Below are 20562 nucleotides of genomic sequence, written 5' to 3' on the forward strand. Positions count from 1 at the left end.
TCTGCTCATATGAGCAGCGTCGCGCTGTCCAGGTGCGCATTCGCTGTGGGATATCGGGCCGGGCGATGTCGGTGGCCCCCGTCAGACTGGAGGTATGAGCAGCCCCGCTGATGTTCTCGCTCAGGTCGCCGCAGGCCTGCGTGGTCTGCTGGCGGGTGGCGTGCTGGCGGGGCTGGTGGATGCGGAGCGGGCGGAGGCACTGGCTGGGCTCGGGGAGATCTCGCGGCTGGCGGAGGCGGGCATCGTCGAGACGGTCGCGACGGCGGATGCGGAGTTCGGGCATCGGTTCGGATGCCGGGGCATGAACGAGATGCTGCGCCGGGCGGTGCTCGTGGACGCGCCCACTGCGGCGCGGGTCATCCGGGCGGGCGAGGCGGTGCAGCGTGAGACGAGTCTGGTGTCGGGTGAGCGGATGCCGGCCCGCTGGCCGGCCCTTCGCGAGGCGCTGCTGGACGGCGCCGTCGGTCTCGCCGGTCTGTTGGCGGCGGTCGGCCCGCTGGAGCAGGCGCGGGATCGCATCACTGTCGAGCAGCGGATGTGGGCGGATGCGAACCTCGCCGCGTTCGCCCGCGGCGACGCGCTCCCCGACGCCGACCACGACCACGACCACGACGGTGACGGTGACGGTGACGGTGATGGTGGGCGGGCGCCGCGGGCGTCGGCGGAGGATCTGAAGCAGTTCGCGGCGACCCTCGCGATCATGCTCGACCCGGACGGGGCGGAGCCGGCGGATCAGCGGGCGCAGGCGCGCCGGTCGATCACGATCGGGCGGCTGCGCGACGGTGTGCACCCCGTGCACGGCAACCTCACCCCCGAAGTCGCCGCGCAATGGCAGCTCATCGAAGACGCGTACAACAACCCCAAAGTCGGCGGCGCACCCGACACGGGCGTGCACTTCACCCTCGTCGACGACGACCCCTACAGCGACGACGCGTTCAACAGCGATCCGCGCAAGCTGATCGACCCGCGCACCCCCGCCCAGAAACGCCACGACGCCCTCGCCGCCGCCCTCGGCATCGCCGCCCGCCACAGCGAGATGCCCACACTCGGCGGCGCCGCCCCGACCCTGGTCGTGCACGTCGACGCCGCCGATCTGGCGGCAGGCACCGGCTGGGCAACCCTGCCCGGATCCGACACCGCCGTCCCCCTGCACGTCGCCACCCACACCGCCTGCACCGGAGCCATCCAACGCGTACTGTTCGACGAAGGCCGCATCGTGGGGATCACGACCACGGACCGGGTGTTCACCGTTCACCAGCGCCGGGCGATCGTCGCCAGAGACAAAGAATGCCTGATTCCCGGATGCCACGTCCCGGCGACCTGGTGCGAGATCCACCACGTCATCGAGCACGCCCGCGGCGGCCCCACCCACACCGACAATGGCGTGCCACTGTGCTGGTGGCACCACCGATCGCTTGGCCAATCCGGGTGGAAGATCCGCATGAACGGCGGTCTCCCGCAGATCCGCGGACCGGCCTGGTGGGACGCCGAGCAGAAGTGGCGCACGCCGAGACTGTCCACACTCCACCCGCGGCGTCGCCGCCACACGCCCGTGCTGCGCACATAGGCCCGCATCGACCCCGGCCCGCGCTGGCTCCCTCTGGTCGGTGAGCGCGGCGACGCCCCCTCCAGTCGCCGCCACTGCTCGGCAGAATCGCATCTGCGAGAAGCGGCGACCCTCAGAGGGGGCGTCGGTGAAGCGGACTCAGCCGCGCTTGCGGGAGGTGAGCACCTGGTCGACGATGCCGTACTCCAGCGCCTCGGGGGCCGAGAGGATGTTGTCGCGGTCGATGTCGCGATTGACCTGCTCGACGCTCTTGCCGGTGTGGTGCGCCATGGTCTCCTCGAGCCAGGTGCGCATCCGCAGGATCTCCCGCGCCTGGATCTCGATGTCCGAGGCCTGTCCCTGCCCCGCTTCGCCCATCGCGGGCTGGTGCATGAGCACGCGAGCGTTGGGCAGCGCGAGGCGCTTGCCGGGGGTGCCGGCGGCGAGCAGCACGGATGCGGCCGAAGCGGCCTGACCCAGCACAACGGTCTGGATGTGCGGGGCGACGTACTGCATGGTGTCGTAGATCGCCGTCATCGCGGTGAACGAGCCACCGGGCGAGTTGATGTACATCGTGATGTCGCGCTCGGCGTCCTGGCTCTCCAGCACGAGCAGCTGCGCCATGACGTCATCGGCCGACGCGTCGTCGACCTGCACGCCGAGGAAGATCACGCGGTCCTCGAACAGCTTGTTGTACGGGTCCTGGCGCTTGAAGCCGTAGGCCGTGCGCTCTTCGAACTGCGGCAGCACGTAGCGGCTGGAGGGCAGGTTTCCGGCAGCGCGGAAGGTGGGGGTGTGCATGCGTGTGTTCCTTCCTTACTGGTCTGCGCCGGTGCCGCCGCCGCCGGTGACGTCGCTGGCGTGCTCGCGGATGTGGTCGACGAAGCCGTACTCGAGGGCCTCGTCGGCTGTGAACCAGCGGTCGCGGTCGCCGTCGGCGTTGATCTGCTCGACCGACTTGCCGGTCTGGCCGGCGGTGATCTCGGCCAGGCGGCGCTTCATCGACAGGATCAGCTGAGCCTGGGTCTGGATGTCGCTCGCGGTGCCGCCGAAGCCACCGTGCGGCTGGTGCAGCAGCACGCGTGCGTTCGGGGTGATGTAGCGCTTGCCCTTGGTGCCACTGGTCAGCAGCAGCTGCCCCATCGACGCGGCCATGCCGATGCCGACCGTGACGATGTCGTTGGGCACGAACTGCATGGTGTCGTAGATCGCCATGCCCGCGGTGATCGAACCACCGGGAGAGTTGATGTAGAGGTAGATGTCCTTCTCAGAGTCCTCGGCGGCGAGAAGGAGGATCTTCGCGCAGATCTCGTTCGCGTTCTCATCGCGCACCTCAGAGCCCAGCCAGATGATGCGGTCCTTGAGCAGCCTGTCGAAGACGCTCGTCGCCATCAGGGGTTCAGCCATGTCAGCTCCTGTTTCCGTGTTTCGGTGATTCGAATCTACCGGCGGCGGCGCGCGCGCCCGGCCGTGTTCGCCGTCGGCATATCAGCGTGGCGGGGCGGCAGACAGAAGAAGGCGGATGCTGTGCAGCATCCGCCTTCTCCTCACGATCATGCGATGATCACTCGGCCGTCTCGGCCTCGTCCTTCTTCGCCGCCTTCTTGGCCGGTGCCTTCTTCGCGGCGGGCTTCTTCGCGGGCTTCTCCGCATCAGCCTCAGCGTCGGCGGCGTCCTTCTTCGCCGGAGCCTTCTTCTTCGCCGGAGCCTTCTTGGGCTTCTCCTCGGCGGCGGGAGCCTCGTCGGCCGGCGCCTCCTCAGCCTCCGCGGCGTCCTCGTCCTCGGCGTCGCCGATGAACTCCGACAGGTCGACCTTCTGGCCGTTGCTGTCGACGATGCTCACCTTGCCGAGCGCAGCGGCCAGGGCCTTGTTGCGCGCGACCTCGCCGACGAGCGCGGGCAGCTGCCCGGCGCCCTGCAGCGCCTCGACGAACTCCTGCGGCGCCATGCCGTACTGCGCGGCCGACTGGATGAGGTACTGGCTCAGCTCCTCCTGCGAGACCTGCACGTCGGCGTTCTCGGCGATGGTGTCGAGCAGCACCTGCGTGCGGAACTGCTTCTCGCTCGCCTCGACGACCTCGGCACGGTGCACGTCGTCCTCGAGGCGGTTCTCGTTCTCGAGGTGCGCGTGCACCTCGTCCTCGATGACCTGCGCGGGGACGGGGATCTCGATCTGCTCGAGCAGCGTCTCGATGAGCTTATCGCGTGCAGCGGCACCCTGGGCGAACACGCCCTGCTGGGCGACGCGCTCGGCCAGGCTCTCGCGCAGCTCGGCGACCGTGTCGAACTCCGACGCCATCTGTGCGAAGTCATCGTCGGCCTCGGGCAGCTCGCGCTCCTTGACGGCCTTGAGGGTGACGGAGACCTCGGCCTCCTCACCGGCGTGGTCGCCGCCGACGAGCGTGGAGCGGAAGGTGGTCTCCTCCCCAGCGGTGAGGGAGTCGAGCGCCTCGTCGATGCCCTCGAGCAGCTCGCCCGAGCCGATCTCGTACGACACGCCCTCGGCGCGGTCGATCTCGGCGCCGTCGATGGTGGCGACGAGGTCGAGCTCGACGAAGTCGCCCGTCGCCGCCGGGCGGTCGACGGGGATGAGGGTGCCGAAGCGTGCGCGGAGGCTGTCGAGCTCGGCGTCGATGGCAGCCTCGTCCGCCTCGACGGCGTCGACCGTCAGCGTGATGCCCTCGAGGTCGGGAAGCTCGATCTCCGGACGCACGTCGACCTCGATGTCGACCAGCAGGTCACCGGAGAAGTCCTTCTCGTTCGGCCACTGGGTGATGTCCGCGGCGGGACGGCCCACCATGCGCACCTTGTGCTCGGCGGCCGCCTCGCGGAAGAAGCCGTCGAGAGCCTCGTTCACCGCGTGCTCGATGACAGCGCCACGGCCGACGCGCTGGTCGATGATCGGAGCGGGGACCTTGCCCTTGCGGAAGCCGGGGATCTGCACGTCCTGAGCGATGTGCTCGTACGCGTGCGCGATGCTGGGCTTGAGGTCCTCCGGGGTGACCGTGATGGTGAGCTTGACCCGGGTCGGGGACAGCTTCTCGACGGTGCTGTTGGCCATGCTGGTGTGTCTCCTTGTGGTTTCCGCGCGAACGGCGCGGTCGTGAAGTCTTCGGACCGTGGTCGGGGCGACAGGATTTGAACCTGCGACCTCCCGCTCCCAAAGCGGGCGCTCTACCAAGCTGAGCTACGCCCCGGCTTGAACCCGCGCACACGGGAACGGCCCTGTCGAGTCTAACGGACGGAACACGTCGCTCCGTCCGCTATGCTTTACGAGGTGCTCCGGTCCGCCGGGCACCCGAGAGGGCACAGATCCTCCGAGAATTCGGGGATGTAGCTTAATGGTAAAGCCTTAGTCTTCCAAACTAATGACGCGGGTTCGATTCCCGTCATCCCCTCCACTGCAGAAGAACCCCCGGAGCCGAGGCTCCGGGGGTTCTTCTCTTGGGCAGTGACGCCGTGCAGCGGCTCAGCGGCCGCCGCGACGCTCGCGCAGCTGCGTGAGGGCGTCCTCGAGCAGCTGCTCGGCCTCGGCATCCGTGCGCCGCTCCTTGACGTACGCGAGGTGCGTCTTGTACGGCTCGGCCTTGGCCAGCGCAGGCGGGTTCTCGCGGTCGCGTCCCGCCGGCAGTCCCGACTGCGGGTGATCGATGATCTCGGGGATCTCCTCGTCGGGCAGACCCGCAGCGAAGTAGCGCACCGTCTCGTTGCCGAGACCGTCCCAGTACGACACCGCGATGCGGTCGGCGTGGTAGCCGTGATCCTGCTCGCCCATCGGGCCAGAGCCGACCCGCGTGCCACGGATCGCGTTTCCACCGGTTGCCATCAGATCACCTGGAATTTCGTGATGAGTCCGAGCGCGACGATCGCGATGAACCACACGAGCGAGAGCACGATCGTGAAGCGGTTCAGGTTGCGCTCGGCGAGCCCGGAGGAGCCCACGGCGGCGGACATGCCGCCGCCGAACATGTCGGACAGGCCGCCACCGCGGCCCTTGTGAAGAAGGATGAGGAGCGTCAGCAGCACGCTGGTGATGCCCACCAGCACCTGCAGAACGAACTCGAGAACCTGCACGGAGAAGCCTTTCGCCGGGGCCGGGAAGCCCGTCTAGCGGTCAATTATACGGCGAGGTGCGCGCGCACCCCGCCGACTCACACGCCGACGTGCTTCTGGAAGCGCACGATGGCGGCGAACTCGTCGACCACGAGGCTCGCCCCGCCCACCAGGGCGCCGTCCACATCCGGCTCGCGCATGAAGCTGGCGATGTTGCCCGACTTCACCGAGCCGCCGTACAGCACGCGCGTGCGCGCTGCGGCATCCTCGTCGAGCACCTGCGTCAGCACTCCGCGCAGCGCCGCGCAGACGTCCTGCGCCTGAGCGGGCGTCGCCGCCTGACCGGAGCCGATGGCCCACACCGGCTCGTAGGCGACGACGATGTCGGCAGATGCCGGCACCCCCTCCAGCGCCTTCTCGAGCTGACCGGCGGGAACCGCGCTGGCTCCGAACTTCTCAAGGTCCTCTGCCGTCTCGCCGACGCAGATGACCGGCACGAGACCGTGCTTGACGGCCGCCTTCACCTTGGCGTTGACCAGCGCGTCGTCCTCGTGGTGGTACTCGCGGCGCTCGGAATGGCCGATGATGACGTAGCCCACGTTGAGTTTGGCGAGGAAGGCGCCGGACACCTCGCCCGTGTAGGCGCCGGAGTCATGCGCCGAGAGGTCCTGCGCACCGAGCGCGAACGGGATCTGATCGGCGTCGATGAGGGTCTGCACGCTGCGGATGTCGGTGAACGGCGGGAACACCGCCACCTCGACGGAGTCGCCCTCGTGCCCCGCGTCCTTCAGCGTCCAGTGCAGCTTCTGCACGGTCGCGACGGCCTGCAGATGATCCAGGTTCATCTTCCAGTTGCCGGCGATCAGCGGTGTACGGCGGTTCTGTGCGGTGGTCACGGGTTCACTCCCATCCGAGGACCGTCAGGCCCGGTAGCTTCTTGCCCTCGAGGAATTCGAGGCTGGCGCCTCCGCCCGTCGAGATGTGCCCGAACTGATCGTCCGAGAATCCCAGCTGGCGCACGGCGGCTGCGGAGTCGCCGCCGCCCACGACGCTGAGGCCGTCGACCTCCGTGAGCGCTTCCGCGACGGCACGAGTGCCGGCGGCGAACGCCGGGAACTCGAACACGCCCATCGGTCCGTTCCAGAACACCGTCTTCGCTCCGCGGATCGCGTCCGCGAAGGTCGCGGCCGTGTCCGGGCCGATGTCCAGCCCGATCCCGGACGCGCCGAAGGAGCTCTGCTCGATGGCATCCGCAGCCACGACCTCGTGCGCGGCATCCGCGGAGAAGGACTCCGCGACCACCACGTCGGTCGGCAGCACGAGTTCGACGCCGTGCTGCTCGGCCGCGGCGATGTAACCGCGCACCGTGTCGAGCTGGTCCTTCTCGAGCAGGCTGGATGCCACGGGGTGTCCCTGCGCGGCGAGGAACGTGAAAAGCATTCCCCCGCCGATCAGCAGCCGGTCCACGCGCGGCAGCAGGTGCGAGATCACACCGAGCTTGTCGCTGACCTTCGACCCGCCCAGCACGACCGCGTACGGCCGCTCCGGATTCTCGGTGAGACGGTCGAGCACGTCCAGCTCGGCGGCGATCAGCAGACCCGCGGCGGAGGGCAGCAGCTCGGCGAGGTCGTAGACGCTCGCCTGCTTGCGGTGCACGACTCCGAACCCGTCCGAGACGAACGCATCACCCAGCTGCGCGAGCTGCGCGGCGAACGCACGGCGGATCTCATCGTCCTTCGCCGTCTCGCCCGGGTTGAACCGCAGGTTCTCCAGCACCACGACGCTGCCGTCCTGCAGCTCGGACACGTGATCGCGCGCGTTCAGGCCGACGGTGTCGCTCGCGAACGCGACCGTCTGCCCGAGCAGGTCCGAGAGCCGATCCGCAACGGGCGCCAGGCTGTACTTCGGATCCGGCGAGCCGTCGGGACGACCCAGGTGGGAGCACACGACGACGCGTGCTCCCGCCTCGATCAGCGTCTTCAGCGTCGGCAGGGACGCCCGGACGCGACCATCGTCCGTGATCCGACCGTCCTGGAGGGGGACGTTCAGATCACAGCGGACGATGACGCGCTTGCCCTGGAGCGGGCCCAGTGAGTCGAGGGTGCGCAGCGCCATGGGGATCAGAGACGCTCGGCGACGTACTCGGTGAGGTCGACCAGGCGGTTCGAGTAGCCCCACTCGTTGTCGTACCAGCTCGAGACCTTGACGAGGTTGCCGCTGACGTTGGTGAGCGCCGAGTCGAAGATCGAGGAGTGCGGGTTGAGCTGGATGTCGCTGGACACGATCGGGTCCTCGGTGTACTCCAGGATGCCCTGCAGACGCCCCTGCGCCGCTGCCTCGCGGTAGGCGGCGTTGATCTCCTCGACCGTCAGGTCGTCGCGCTCGGCGATGATGGTGAGGTCGACGATCGAGCCGGTGGGCACGGGCACGCGGTAGGACGAGCCGCTGAGCTTGCCGTTGAGCTCGGGCAGGACCAGGCCGATCGCCTTCGCCGCGCCGGTGGAGGCCGGAACGATGTTGATCGCGGCGGCGCGGGCACGACGGAGGTCGCTGTGCGGGCCGTCCTGCAGGTTCTGGTCGGCGGTGTAGGCGTGCGCGGTCATCATGAATCCACGCTCGATGCCGAACCGGTCGTTGAACACCTTCGCCAGTGGCGCCAGGCAGTTCGTGGTGCAGGACGCGTTGGAGATCACGTTCATCGTGGCGGAGTCGTAGGTGTCCTCGTTCACGCCCATCACGAACGTGCCGTCGACGTCGGTGCCGGGGGCGGAGATGATGACCTTCTTCGCGCCGCCGGCGATGTGCTTGGCCGCGTCGGCGGCCTTGGTGAAGCGGCCGGTCGACTCGATGACGACGTCGACGCCCAGCTCGCCCCAGGGCAGCGCGGCGGGGTCGCGCTCCTCGAAGACCTTGATGTCCTTGCCCCCGACGGTGATGACGTCGCCCTGGTGGGTGACCTCGACGCCGAGCGGTCCGCCGACCGAGTCGTACTTCAGGAGGTGCGCCAGTGCGGCGTTGTCGGTGAGGTCGTTGACGGCGACGATCTCGAGGTCAGCGTTCTGCGCGAGGGCCGCGCGGAGGAAATTACGTCCGATACGACCGAAGCCGTTGATACCGATCTTGACAGACACGAAAGTCTCCCGGTTCTTAAGGAAGGAAATGCGGATATTCGTGGACAACGGCGTCCTGACGGGCGAAACGCCCATCAGGACGCCCATCTTTTACGACAGTACCAGCAGTCCTGCGGTCTTCTCGCGCGCAGCGTCAAAGCGCGCTGCGACGTTCTCCCAGTTGGCGATGTTCCACGCGGCCTTGATGTAGTCGGCCTTGACGTTGAGGTAGTCGAGGTAGAAGGCGTGCTCCCACATGTCCAGCTGGAACAGCGGGATGGTGCCCTGCGCGGTGTTGCCCTGCTGGTCGAACAGCTGCTGGATGATCAGGCGCGAGCCGATCGGGTCCCAGCTCAGCACCGCCCAGCCCGAACCCTGGATGCCAGCGGCTGCGGCGGCGAAGTGCGCCTGGAACTTCTCGAAGGAGCCGAAGAACTCGTCGATGGCCGACTTCAGCTCGCCCTCGGGCTGTCCGCCGCCTTCGGGCGACAGGTTCGTCCAGAAGATGGAGTGGTTGACGTGACCGCCGAGGTTGAACGCGAGGTCCTTCTCGAGCTTGTTCACGTTCGCGAGGTTGCCGCTCTCGCGGGCCTCGGCCAGGCCCTCGAGGGCCGTGTTCGCGCCGGCCACGTAGGCGGCGTGATGCTTGTCATGGTGCAGTTCCATGATCTTGCCGCTGATGTGCGGTTCCAGCGCTGCGAAATCGTAGGGAAGGTCGGGGAGCGTATAGGTCGCCATGTCGAATTCATCCAATCCGCGCCGCGCCGCGGCGCTTGCCGATCCTCTGCGATGCCGAAGTGCCTCGCAGAGCGGACGTCTCTCATCCTACTGACGACAACGCCGCGGGCGACGGGATGTTCCGAATGCGGTCGATCCGTCGCGCTCAGTCCTCGAAGCCGGCCGGCACCGCGGCCTCGGTGCCGGGCACGCCGTCCTGCTGAGCGCGCTTGTCGGCCATCGCGAGCAGACGACGGATGCGGCCGGCGACCGCATCCTTAGTGAGCGGCGGGTCGGCGTGATGGCCGAGCTCGTCCAGGCTGGCATCACGGTGCGCGAGGCGCAGGTTGCCCGCCGTGCGCAGGTGATCGGGCACATCGTCGCCGAGGATCTCGAGGGCTCGCTCGACGCGGGCGCACGCGGCGACGGCGGCCTGAGCGGAGCGGCGCAGGTTCGCGTCGTCGAAGTTCACCAGGCGGTTCACGCCGGCGCGGACCTCGCGGCGCTGACGCATCTCCTCCCATGCGACGGCCGTGCGTCGCGCTCCCATGGCGGCGAGGATCGCGCGGATGGCCTCTCCCTCGCGCACGACGACGCGCGGCAGGCCTCGCACCTCACGTGCCTTCGCGGCGACGCCGAGGCGGTGCGCGGCTCCGACCAGGGCCATCGCGGCTTCCCCGGAGGGGCAGGAGATCTCAAGCATGGCGGATCGGCCCGGCTCGCTCAGCGTGCCCGCGGCCAGGAACGCACCGCGCCAGATGCCGGCGAGCTCCTCGGGCGAACCCGTGGTGAGTCGGTTCGGCAGGCCGCGCACGGGTCTGCGGCGCGCGTCGAGCAGACCGGTCTGGCGGGCGAGGGTCTCGCCGGCGCCGATCACCCGCACCGCCCAGCGGGCTCCATCGTTGATGCCGCCGGCGTTGGCCACGCTCGCCTTCACCTGGGCGATCTCGGGGCGCACGCCGTAGATCTCGGCGAGGTCGCGGCTGACCCGACGCGCCAGCGTTTCGGCATCCACCTCGGCCTCGACCGCCACGCGCCCGGCGATGGAGTGCAGCCCACCGGCGAAGCGCAGGATGGTCGTCACCTCGGCGACGCGCACCGTCGGCGGCGCGTTGCGCACGCTGACGAGCTCGGCCTTGACGTCGGTGGTTAGTGCCACGGGACTCCTCACGATCCACGCGTCGGATCGCGACGCAAGGGACTAGCCTACAAGGCGGTGGACGATCGCACCCACTCAGGGCGCTGTCACTCCCGACCGAGATCCCGGTGGCGCACGTTCACGGCGACGCCGGAGATATCCGCCAGTCGCCGCGCGAGCTCCTCGCTCATCGCGACCGACCGGTGCTTGCCTCCGGTGCATCCGATCGCCACTGTGGAGTGGCTCTTGTTCTCGCGCTGGTACCCCTCCAGCACCGGGCGCAGCGCCTGCGCGTACGCGTCGAGGAACTCCGCCGAACCGGGCAGGCCGAGCACGTAGTCGCGCACCGGCTGGTCCCGGCCGGTGAGCTCGCGGAGGTCCTCGTTCCAGAACGGGTTCGGCAGGAATCGCATGTCCGCCACGAGGTCGACGTCGGTGGGCAGTCCGTACTTGAACCCGAAGCTGAGGATCGTCAGGCGGTGGCGGGCGGCCCCCTCCTCGGAGAACATCTCGGACACCTGCATGGCGAGCTGGTGGATGTTCAGCGTCGAGGTGTCGATGAGGAGGTCGGCGGACTCGCGGATCGTCGCCAGCCGCGCGCGCTCGATGCGGATGCCGTCGAGCAGCGTTCCCTCACCCTGCAGCGGATGCGGTCGGCGCACGGCCTCGTAGCGCCGCACGAGGACGTCGTCCGAGGCGTCGAGGTAGAGCACCTTCACTCCGCCGCGCGCACGCAGCGCACGGTACACCTCGGGCAGCTCGTCGAACAGACCCCGTCCGCGCACATCGACGACGGCGGCCACCTTCGGCATGCTGCCGGCGCCCATGTCGGTGAGCTCGAGCAGCGGTCGCAGGATCTGCGGGGGGAGGTTGTCGACGACGTACCACCCGAGATCTTCCAGGGCGTTCGCCGCCGTGGTGCGTCCGGCACCGGACATGCCGGTGACGATGAGGAACTCGCCCTTCTCTGCGGCCGCCATTCGACTGCTCCCTTCGCTGCTGCCAGCCTAGCGAGTCGCGGGAGGCGAACCGCCGGCGAGGTGCGCGTGGATGGTCGTGGCGAGCACCGGCCCGATGCCCGGCACCTCGCTGATCTGCTCCGGGGTCGAGCCGCGCAGCGCCGTGACAGAGCCGAAATGCGTGAGCAGGGCCTTGATGCGCGCATCGCCGAGGCCGGGGATCTCGCGCAGCACGGTCTGGATGTCGCGGCGACGGCGCTTGCGCTGATGCGTGATCGCGAAGCGGTGCGCCTCATCGCGCAGGCGCTGCACGAGGTACAGCGCCTCGCTGGTGCGTGGCAGGATCACGGGGAAGTCGTCGTCGGGGACCCAGATCTCCTCGAGACGCTTGGCGATGCCGCACAGGGCGATCTCGGTGTGCCCACTGTCACGCAGTGCGCGGGCGGCGGCCTGCACCTGCGGCTGGCCGCCGTCGACCATCAGCAGCTGGGGCCGGTACGCGAAGCGCGGACGGCGGCGCCCGGCATCCTCCTCCCCCGTATCCGCGTCGACCTCCGCGTCGGGAGCGGCATCGACGCGGGCGAGCCGGCGCATGAGCACCTGGTAGATCGAGTCGGTGTCGTCGGTGGTCTCGGCGATGTTGAACGAGCGGTATTGGTCCTTGCGCGGCAGCCCGTCCTCGAAGACCACCATCGAGGCGACGACGTTCGTGCCCCCGAGATGGGAGATGTCGAAGCACTCGACGCGCAGCGGCGCCTCGGTCATTCCCAGCGCCTCCTGCAGGTCGGTCAGCGCCTGCGTGCGCGCGACGTAGTCGCTCGTGCGTCGGGTCTTGTGCCGCAGCAGCGCCTGCTGTGCGTTGAGGGTGGCGGTGCGCATGAGATCCGCGCGTTGCCCGCGCTGGGCGACGGCGATCTCCACCTTGCGTCCGCGGCGCTCGCGCAGCCACTGCGCGAGCTCCTCGGCGTCGTCCGGGAGGGTGGGCACCAGCACGCGCCGGGGGATGTCGTCCGACTCGCCGTACACGCGCTGCAGGATCTGATCGACCAGCTCGCCGCGGCTGATGTCGAGCTCCTTGTCGACCGCGAGCGAGCGCACACCGCGCACACGTCCGCCGCGGATCACGAAGTGATGCACGGCGGCAGAGAGCTCGTCCTCCGCGATGCCGAACAGGTCGGCGTCCTCGTCTGCGGGCAGCACCAGGGCGCTCTTGCCGAGCACGGCCTCGATCGCCGAGAGCTTGTCACGCAGCCGCGCGGCGCTCTCGTAGTCCATCGCAGCGGATGCCGCCTGCATTCGCTTGGTGAGCTCGCGCGTGAAGCGCTCGTCACCGCCCGCCATGAACGCGACGAAGTCGTCGACCATCGCGCGATGCTCTCCGATCGTCACGGTCATCGAACAGGGGCCACCGCACTTGCCGATCTGCCCGGGGAAGCAGGGCCGACCGGTCTGCATGGCGCGCCGGTAGCTCGAGTCGCTGCACGTGCGGATCGGGAACGCCTTGACCATCAGATCGATGGTCTCGTGCACCGCCCACACCTTCGGGTACGGGCCGAAGTATCGGGCACCGGGGATGTGCCGGTTGCGCGTCACCATCACCCGCGGCGCCTCGTCGCCGAGGGTGATCGCCATGAACGGGTAGGACTTGTCGTCGCGGTAGCGCACGTTGAACGGCGGATCGAACTCCTTGATCCACATGTACTCCAGCTGCAGCGAGTCGACGTCGGTGTCCACCACCGTCCACTCCACCGAGGCGGCCGTGGTCACCATGCGCCGGGTGCGCTCGTGCAGCGTGCGCAGCGGAGCGAAGTAGTTCGACAGCCGCTGGCGCAGGTTCTTCGCCTTGCCGACGTAGAGCACCCGACCGTCGGCGTCGCGGAAGCGGTAGACGCCGGGGTCGGTGGGGATCTCTCCGTGGCGGGGCTTGTACGGCAGCACGTCGGCCATCAGCCGGCCTTGCGCGCGCCTTCGCCGCCGAGGATCTCGGCGAGGAAGCGCCCGGTGTGGCTCTCCTCGACCTCGGCGATGCGCTCGGGTGTGCCGGCGGCGAGGATCTCGCCGCCACCCGATCCGCCCTCGGGCCCCAGGTCGATCACCCAGTCTGCCGACTTGATGACGTCGAGATTGTGCTCGATCACGATCACCGTGTTGCCCTTGTCGACCAGTCCGTTCAGCACCTCGAGCAGCTTGCGGACGTCCTCGAAGTGCAGTCCGGTGGTCGGCTCGTCGAGCACGTAGATGCTGCGGCCGTTGCTGCGCCGCTGCAGCTCGGTGGCGAGCTTGACGCGCTGTGCCTCGCCGCCCGACAGGGTCGTCGCCGACTGGCCGAGTCGCACATAGCCCAGGCCGACGTCGACGAGGGTCTTCATGTACCGGTGGATCGCCTGGATCGGCTCGAAGAACTCCGCTGCCTCGGCGATCGGCATCTCGAGCACCTCGGCGATGTTCTTGCCCTTGTAGTGCACGGCGAGGGTGTCGCGGTTGTAGCGCTTGCCGTGGCAGACCTCGCAGTCCACGTACACGTCGGGCAGGAAGTTCATCTCGATCTTGATGGTGCCGTCACCCGAGCAGGCGTCGCAGCGCCCGCCCTTGACGTTGAAGCTGAACCTGCCCGGCAGGTAGCCACGCACCTTCGCCTCGGGCGTCTCGCTGAACAGCGTGCGGATGCGGTCGAACACGCCCGTGTAGGTGGCCGGGTTCGAGCGCGGAGTGCGCCCGATCGGCGCCTGATCGACGTGCACGACCTTGTCGAGGTTGTCGAGCCCGGTGACACGGGTGTGCTTCCCCGGCACCGTGCGGGCGCCGTTGAGTCGCCCGGCCAGCACCTGGTAGAGGATGTCGTTCACGAGCGACGACTTGCCGGACCCGCTCACACCGGTGACCGCGGTGAGCACGCCGAGGGGGAAATCAGCGGTGACGTTCTTGAGGTTGTTCGCGCGCGCGCCGACCACGCTCAGCATCCGCTTGCGGTCGATCCTGCGCCGCTTCGCCGGGGTCGCGATCTCACGTCGCCCGGCGAGGTAGTCGCCGGTCATCGATCCGGTCTCCGCGAGCAGCGCCGAGTACGGCCCGGAGTGCACGACCTCTCCGCCACCCACGCCCGCACCCGGTCCGATGTCGACGACCCAGTCGGCGGCTTCGATGGTCTCCTCGTCGTGCTCGACGACGATGAGCGTGTTGCCGAGGTCGCGCAGCCGCACCAGGGTCTGGATGAGGCGGCGGTTGTCGCGCTGGTGCAGGCCGATGGAGGGCTCGTCGAGCACGTAGAGCACGCCGGTCAGACCCGAGCCGATCTGGGTGGCCAGCCGGATGCGCTGGGCCTCGCCACCCGAGAGCGAGCCGGCGGAGCGACCGAGGTTGAGGTAGGAGAGTCCGACCTGCAGCAGGAACTCCAGACGCAGCCGGATCTCGCGCAACACCTGCGCGGCGATCTTCGCCTCGCGCTCGGTCAGCTCGAGCTCGTGCATGAACCTGCTGGCGTCGACGAGGCTGAGGTTCGACACCTCGGCGATCGAATGCCCGTGCACCTTGACCGCGAGCACCTCGGGCTTCAGGCGGGCGCCGTCGCAGACCGGGCAGGGCACCTCGCGCAGGTACTCGCCCCAGCGGCTGCGCTGCGTGTCGGACTCCGCCTGCAGGTACTGCCGCTCGATGTACGGCACGACGCCCTCGAAACCCGAGGTGTAGCGCATCTCGCGGCCGTAGCGGTTCTTCCACTTGACGCTGACCTTGTAGTTGTCGCCGCGCAGCACGGCCTCGCGCACATCGGAGTGCAGCTGGTTCCAGGGGGTGTCGAGCGAGAAGTTCAGGTCGCGGGCAAGACCCTCCAGCAGCCGCTCGTAGTACTGGAACAGCCCCTTGCCCTGCGTGGTCCAAGGCAGGATGACACCCTCGCGGATCGAGAGGTCCTCGTCGCCGAGCATGAGGTCGACGTCGACCGACATCCGCGTGCCGAGGCCGGCGCACGCGGGGCACGCGCCGAACGGCGCGTTGAACGAGAAGGTGCGCGGCTCGATCTCGGTGAGCGCGATCGGGTGGCCGTTCGGGCAGGCGAGCTTCTCGGAGAAGGACTGCCAGGCGTCGTCGCCGTCCTCGTCGACGAAGTTGACCTGCATGATGCCGCCCGCCAGGCCCAGCGCCGTCTCGACGGAATCGGTCACGCGGCCGAGGATGTCCCCGGATGCCACCAGGCGGTCGACGACCACGGCGATGTCGTGCTTGTAGCTCTTCTTCAGCCTCGGCGGCTCGGCCAGCTGGATGAGCTCGCCATCGACGATGGCACGGGAGTAGCCCTTCGCGCCCAGCTCCTTGAAGAGGTCGACGAACTCGCCCTTCTTCTGGGTGACCACCGGGGCGACGATCTGATAGCGGGTGCGCTCGGGCAGCGCGACCAGCTGGTCGGCGATCTGCTGCACGGTCTGGCGCTGGATGCGCTCGCCGCACTCGGGGCAGTGCGGGATGCCGATGCGCGCCCACAGCAGACGCATGTAGTCGTGGATCTCGGTGATCGTGCCCACGGTCGAGCGCGGGTTGCGGTTCGTCGACTTCTGATCGATCGAGACCGCCGGGCTCAGGCCCTCGATGAAGTCGACGTCAGGGCGGTCGACCTGGCCCAGGAACTGGCGTGCGTATGCGCTGAGGGATTCGACGTAGCGGCGCTGGCCCTCGGCGAAGATCGTGTCGAACGCGAGGCTGGACTTGCCCGAGCCGGACAGCCCGGTGAAGACCACCAGCGAGTCGCGCGGGATGTCGATGTCGACGTTCTTGAGGTTGTGCACGCGGGCACCGCGGACACTGAGCTTGGCGGAGGAGGCGACGGGAACGATGGGCACCGTCCAAGTCTAGGATCGGCCACCGACACCGGGCTGGACGTCAGCCGAGGGCGAACGCGCGGGTGGACGCGGGAACGCCGAGGCGCGCCGCCCGTGCAGCATCCGCAATCCCCCGAGCGCCAGCACGAGCACGGCCGCGGCGCCGACGAGCGCGACCGCAGGCGCCGCCCCGCCCCGCGGCAGCAGCAGGATGCCTGCGAGCACCGCCTGGGTGAGCACCTGCACCGCGACGAAGCGGACGGCGGTCGGAACGAGCGCACGCAGCGCGACCCGCGCCGCCGCGGGCACGACGAACGACAGCGAGCCGAGCACGTGCAGCGCGTGCACCGCGACTGCCACCACGGCCGCGCGTCCCTCCTGCGGACCCTGCACGATCAGGAGTGCGATCAGCACCGCGGCGACCAGCCAGGTCACCACCTGCGCGGTCGGCAGCACGCCGATCAGCGCGAGCACCGCGACCACCACGACCCACCCGAAGGGCGGTGCGAGCAACAGCGCCGCGCTGACGGCGATCAGCACGCCGAGCGCGCGCAGGGCCACTCCCGGCACGCTCGGTCCGATCCGCAGCTCGTCCTCCCGGCGCAGCGGACGGTGCTGTCGCCCCGAGCTCCTCACCGCGTCATCCCCGCGCGGGACGGCCTGAACGCGCCCCGCGTTCCCCCGCCCGCGATGCGCACGCGGGGGTCGGCGAGCGCGGTCCAGGCCGTCATCCCCTCATCCTGCCAGCGCACCACCTCGACACCGGACTCCTGCAGCCCGTGCAGCATGTCCTCCCGCTCTGCCAGCAGGACTTCCAGCGCGAGCTCGCGCGCACCCGTGAGCCGGTCGCGCCGCAGCGCCGGCAGCACGTCGACGGCGACGACGCGATGACCGCTCGCGCGCCAGCGCACCGCGATCTCTGCGGCGGCACCGTCGAAGAACGTCGAGAGCACGTGGATGATCGACCCGTGCGGCACCGGCGGCGTGCGCCGGAACCGGGAGTCGTCGCCGGCGCGCCCGCTCGCGGCGATCTCGGCCACCACCCGCGCCAGCTGGCGTCGTCCGCCGCCGCTGCGCACCGAGCGCCCGCCCTGCGCGAGCGTGTGGAAGGCGATCGGATCGCCCTTCGCCACAGTCGCCTCGGCGATCGAGCGGGCGGCCGCACGCGCCAGGTCCAGCGAGGTGACACCGCAGCGCTGCAAGTCAGCGGTGCCCCAGGTCGACACCATCTCACCGAGATCATCGGCGGTGTCCATGACGATGACCGTCGATGCGTCGCTGAGCGTGTTCGTGCGGCGGATGAGCAGTTCGCCGGGACGGCGGGCTGCGCGAGCGGTCGCCTTCCAGTCCACGCGTCGCAGCTCGTCTCCCGGCGCGAACGGGTGGATGTCGCGGAAGTCCCCGCCTTGACCGGGGCGGATCCCCTCGTGCGAGCCGTGCAGACCCGTGAGCCGCGGCGCCAGCGGCATCCGCCCGAGAGGGTGCGCGATCGGAGCGAGTGCGTGAGTGACCACGACGGCGGGGCTGGGTGCGTCGAGCAGCGCGGCGTCCGCGTGCAGGCCGCGCGCGCACGCCTCGACGGTCCGCAGCGGCCCGGAATGGCGTACCCGACTGCGCGCGCGCAGGCGTGCACTGCCTGATACGAAGACCCGTCGGCGGCGGCGCTCGGCCTGCACGATGGCGACCTCCACGATCTCCGCGCCCGATTCCACGCGGATGCTGTCCCGCGCCCACCCCGGCGCGGCATCGGTCTCGCGGTTGATGACGAGGCGTGTCGCGTTCTGCGGCGCTTCGCCCGCCGGCGCCCCCGGGCTGGGTGCTGTGTCGCGATTGCGCGCCATGACGGTGCCGGCGTGGACGGCCCAGAGCGCGATCGGGAGGGCCACCGCGATGACGTCCGGCCGGGACAGCGCGACGCCGACGGCCGGCACCGCGACCGCGCCGATGACGGCGAGGAACAGAGGCGGACTTGCTCGGACACGCACGGCTGAGGGACCCGTCATGTCAGCCCCTTCCCGCAGCCACACTGGGCGGCACCGGGACCGCGCCGACGATCTGCCGCACCACATCGGCGGGGTCGACGCCCTGCGCCCAGGCCTGCGGCGTCAGCGTGAGCCGGTGCGCGAGGACGGGCACGGCGACCCGCTTGACGTCGTCGGGGCGCAGGAAGTCGCGTCCGTCGAGAGCCGCCAGTGCCCGGCCGAGCAACAGCAACGACTGCGAGCCGCGCGGTGACGCCCCCACGGCGACGTGCGGCGTCTGGCGAGTCGCGGCGGCGAGCGCGACGCAGTACGCCGCGACGTCCGGGTCGACATGGATCCGCTCCACCTCGCGCTGCACGTCGGCGAGTTCGCCCGGCGCCAGCACCGGCGAGACCTGCGCCGCCTCCTGGCCCCGTCGCACGCGGGCGAGCAGGATCTCCGTCTCGCCTGCCGCGTCCAGGTACCCGACCGACAGGCGCACCATGAAGCGGTCCAGCTGCGCCTCCGGCAGCGCGTACGTGCCCTCGTACTCGATCGGGTTGGCCGTGGCGAGGACGTGGAAGGGCGCCTCGAGCGGGAAGCTGTTCCCCTCCACGGTGACCTGGCGCTCGGCCATGGCCTCGAGCATGGCCGACTGCGTCTTCGGCGTGGTGCGGTTGATCTCGTCCGCCAGCAGCAGGCCGGTGAAGATCGGCCCGGGCCGGAAGACGAACTCGCCCGAGTCGGGGGCGTACACGTAGGAGCCGGTGACATCCCCCGGCAGCATGTCGGGCGTGCACTGCAAGCGACGGAACGCCAGTCCGAGAGCGGATGCCATGCTGCGCGCCGCCACGGTCTTGCCGAGGCCGGGCACATCCTCGAAGAGCACGTGCCCTCCGGCGATGATCGTGGCCAGGGCGATCTCCAGCGCCTCGTCCATGCCCACCACCACGGTGCCGATCGCGGCACGGATCCGCTGCCCGGTCTCGCGGATGTCCTCGAACCTCATGCGGTGCTCTCCTTCTGCTCATCCTGGGTCTGTGGCGAATCGCCGTCCTGCTGCGGCAGGCGACGCAGGCGCTCGGCCACCTCGAGGGCCGCGCGGATGTCGTCGACGCGCACGTCGCGGCCCTGCAGCCGCGCCCACAGTCCCGGGCCGAGGTGTCGTTCGACGCGTGCGGTGTCGGTGGCGACGTCGATGCCGGCCCGCGCGAGCCGGCGCTGCAGGATGGCCCGCACACGCCGCGTGACCGCCTCGCCGGCCGTGCCGGTCTCGGGGTTGATCGCCCATGCCAGCCGGGAGACCTGCGAGCCGCGATGCTCCCCCTGATCGCCGTGCGCCGGCGCGTCCATGCGCGAGTCATCCGGCATCCGGATTCGGACCAGCAGCGCAACCGCAGCGACGAGGACCCCACCCACCCAGGCGAAGGCAGGCGGCATCGCCACCGCGTGCAGCGCGAGTGCAGCGAGCAGCCCGGCGATGACGGGCAGCGTGGCGCCCCGGAGCGCCGCGAGCGTGCTCTTCGTCCTCATCGCCAGCCCGCCTCGATCGCGTCGAGCGCACGCGTCGCGTCCTCACGCATCCTCTCGTCGCCGCGCCGGCCGCCGAAGCGCACCTGCTCGTACAGGGCCAGCAGGCCGCGCGCCGGCTCGTCGATGCCCGGTCGGCGCAGCAGCAGTCGCAGGGCGAACTCTGCGGGCGTCTCGCTGCGTCCCCGGCCCACGCCGGAATCGGCGGCGGTCTGCTCCAGTGCGAGCCATGCGGCGACGATCGCGTCCCCGGCGTCGCCGTGCGCGCCGACGGTCCGCCGCGCGGCCGCGATCCCCTGGCGCACGCGCGGCGCGTCCATCTGTGCCGGATCGCCCGTCTGCTCCTCGGTCGCGACCTCCGTGGGCGCGGACTCGGCCGGACGCCGCATCCACTCGGCGATCACCGCGATCAGCCGGGGCACCAGTCGTGCCACCGCGATGATGACGACCGCGCTCACCAGCAGTCCCAGGATGATTCCGACGATCAGCAGCACGACGCCGTCAGAGCGCGTCTCGGGCGGCACCGGCGGCCCGGTGCCCATGAGCAGGCTCTCCTGTGCGGAGGGCAGCGGTCGGGGCGCGCGCGGCTCGGATGCCGGCAGCGGCGGCGGTCCGGCGAGCACGGCGGCGAGCATCGCGATGAGGAACAGGCCCAGCACTCCCGGGCCGGCGAGTGTGCTCCCCCGCGCGCCGACCGTCATGGCCACCACCTTAGGGGCGTCCTCGTGAGCACCGGC

Annotated in this window: 19 protein-coding genes and 2 tRNA genes; 2 read left to right on the plus strand and 19 right to left on the minus strand. The window is 69.9% G+C overall.

From position 1 onward, the window contains the following. Positions 1-94 precede the first annotated feature (94 nt). Positions 95-1567 (plus strand): HNH endonuclease signature motif containing protein, encoded by a 1473-nt coding sequence (locus WFG93_RS09810; protein ID WP_336646163.1) that lies wholly within the window; start codon positions 95-97, stop codon positions 1565-1567. Between the two features lie 138 nt (positions 1568-1705). Here the strand turns inward: WFG93_RS09810 and WFG93_RS09815 are convergent, their stop codons facing one another. The 4 genes from WFG93_RS09815 to WFG93_RS09830 all read right to left on the minus strand — a co-directional run bounded on the left by WFG93_RS09815 (position 1706) and on the right by WFG93_RS09830 (position 4743). Then, the gene (locus tag WFG93_RS09815; RefSeq protein WP_336646164.1) at positions 1706-2347 is read right to left on the minus strand and encodes an ATP-dependent Clp protease proteolytic subunit; all 642 of its coding nucleotides are present in this window, start codon (positions 2345-2347) and stop codon (positions 1706-1708) included. 15 nt (positions 2348-2362) lie between these two features. Next, complete coding sequence (locus WFG93_RS09820; RefSeq protein WP_101186831.1) at positions 2363-2953, minus strand: ATP-dependent Clp protease proteolytic subunit; 591 nt, start codon at positions 2951-2953, stop codon at positions 2363-2365. Positions 2954-3110: 157 nt separating this feature from the next. Further along, positions 3111-4607 (minus strand): trigger factor, encoded by a 1497-nt coding sequence (gene tig / locus WFG93_RS09825; RefSeq protein ID WP_336646165.1) that lies wholly within the window; start codon positions 4605-4607, stop codon positions 3111-3113. Between the two features lie 59 nt (positions 4608-4666). After that, positions 4667-4743 (minus strand) — tRNA-Pro (locus tag WFG93_RS09830). Positions 4744-4873: 130 nt separating this feature from the next. Between WFG93_RS09830 and WFG93_RS09835 the strand changes: the two genes are divergently transcribed. Further along, a tRNA-Gly gene (locus tag WFG93_RS09835) sits at positions 4874-4947 on the plus strand. A 68-nt stretch (positions 4948-5015) separates the two neighbouring features. On the opposite strand, the gene WFG93_RS09840 is transcribed toward WFG93_RS09835, so the two are convergent. From WFG93_RS09840 to WFG93_RS09910, 15 genes are all read right to left on the minus strand, one after another. Further along, entirely contained in the window at positions 5016-5372 is a 357-nt protein-coding gene (locus tag WFG93_RS09840) for an RNA polymerase-binding protein RbpA (protein WP_336646166.1), read from the minus strand. Continuing rightward, positions 5372-5620 carry a preprotein translocase subunit SecG gene (secG, locus tag WFG93_RS09845; protein WP_336646167.1) on the minus strand — a complete coding sequence of 83 codons (249 nt, stop codon included), beginning with the start codon at positions 5618-5620 and terminating at the stop codon, positions 5372-5374. The genes WFG93_RS09840 and secG overlap by 1 nt, the downstream gene beginning before the upstream one ends. 77 nt (positions 5621-5697) lie before the next feature. Then, the gene (gene tpiA / locus WFG93_RS09850; protein WP_336646168.1) at positions 5698-6495 is read right to left on the minus strand and encodes a triose-phosphate isomerase; all 798 of its coding nucleotides are present in this window, start codon (positions 6493-6495) and stop codon (positions 5698-5700) included. A gap of 4 nt (positions 6496-6499) precedes the next feature. Then, positions 6500-7714, minus strand: a complete 1215-nt coding sequence (locus WFG93_RS09855; protein ID WP_336646169.1) for a phosphoglycerate kinase — start codon at positions 7712-7714, stop codon at positions 6500-6502. A 5-nt stretch (positions 7715-7719) separates the two neighbouring features. After that, positions 7720-8730: a type I glyceraldehyde-3-phosphate dehydrogenase gene (gene gap, locus WFG93_RS09860; RefSeq protein ID WP_336646170.1), complete on the minus strand. Its 1011-nt coding sequence runs from the start codon at positions 8728-8730 to the stop codon at positions 7720-7722. A 90-nt stretch (positions 8731-8820) separates the two neighbouring features. After that, positions 8821-9447, minus strand: coding sequence for a superoxide dismutase (locus WFG93_RS09865; RefSeq protein WP_336646171.1), 627 nt, complete (start codon positions 9445-9447; stop codon positions 8821-8823). A gap of 145 nt (positions 9448-9592) precedes the next feature. Then, positions 9593-10585: a DNA-binding protein WhiA gene (whiA, locus tag WFG93_RS09870; RefSeq protein WP_336646172.1), complete on the minus strand. Its 993-nt coding sequence runs from the start codon at positions 10583-10585 to the stop codon at positions 9593-9595. Between the two features lie 86 nt (positions 10586-10671). Then, the gene (gene rapZ / locus WFG93_RS09875) at positions 10672-11544 is read right to left on the minus strand and encodes an RNase adapter RapZ (protein ID WP_336646173.1); all 873 of its coding nucleotides are present in this window, start codon (positions 11542-11544) and stop codon (positions 10672-10674) included. 27 nt (positions 11545-11571) lie between these two features. Beyond that, entirely contained in the window at positions 11572-13470 is a 1899-nt protein-coding gene (uvrC, locus tag WFG93_RS09880; protein ID WP_336646174.1) for an excinuclease ABC subunit UvrC, read from the minus strand. Further along, complete coding sequence (gene uvrA, locus WFG93_RS09885) at positions 13470-16355, minus strand: excinuclease ABC subunit UvrA (RefSeq protein ID WP_336646175.1); 2886 nt, start codon at positions 16353-16355, stop codon at positions 13470-13472. Before uvrA ends, uvrC begins: the two co-directional genes overlap by 1 nt. Before the next feature lie 9 nt (positions 16356-16364). After that, positions 16365-16970, minus strand: coding sequence for a hypothetical protein (locus WFG93_RS09890; protein ID WP_336646176.1), 606 nt, complete (start codon positions 16968-16970; stop codon positions 16365-16367). Further along, the gene (locus WFG93_RS09895; protein WP_336646177.1) at positions 16967-18337 is read right to left on the minus strand and encodes a DUF58 domain-containing protein; all 1371 of its coding nucleotides are present in this window, start codon (positions 18335-18337) and stop codon (positions 16967-16969) included. Before WFG93_RS09895 ends, WFG93_RS09890 begins: the two co-directional genes overlap by 4 nt. A 1-nt stretch (position 18338) precedes the next feature. Beyond that, complete coding sequence (locus WFG93_RS09900; RefSeq protein WP_336646178.1) at positions 18339-19304, minus strand: AAA family ATPase; 966 nt, start codon at positions 19302-19304, stop codon at positions 18339-18341. Next, a complete protein-coding gene (locus WFG93_RS09905) occupies positions 19301-19828 on the minus strand; it encodes a hypothetical protein (protein WP_336646179.1) in 528 nt (175 codons plus the stop codon). The genes WFG93_RS09900 and WFG93_RS09905 overlap by 4 nt, the downstream gene beginning before the upstream one ends. Continuing rightward, positions 19825-20526: a DUF4129 domain-containing protein gene (locus WFG93_RS09910; RefSeq protein WP_336646180.1), complete on the minus strand. Its 702-nt coding sequence runs from the start codon at positions 20524-20526 to the stop codon at positions 19825-19827. Before WFG93_RS09910 ends, WFG93_RS09905 begins: the two co-directional genes overlap by 4 nt. Positions 20527-20562 lie beyond the last annotated feature (36 nt).

The organism is Microbacterium sp. USHLN186 (assembly GCF_037145155.1).
Lineage (GTDB): Bacteria > Actinomycetota > Actinomycetes > Actinomycetales > Microbacteriaceae > Microbacterium.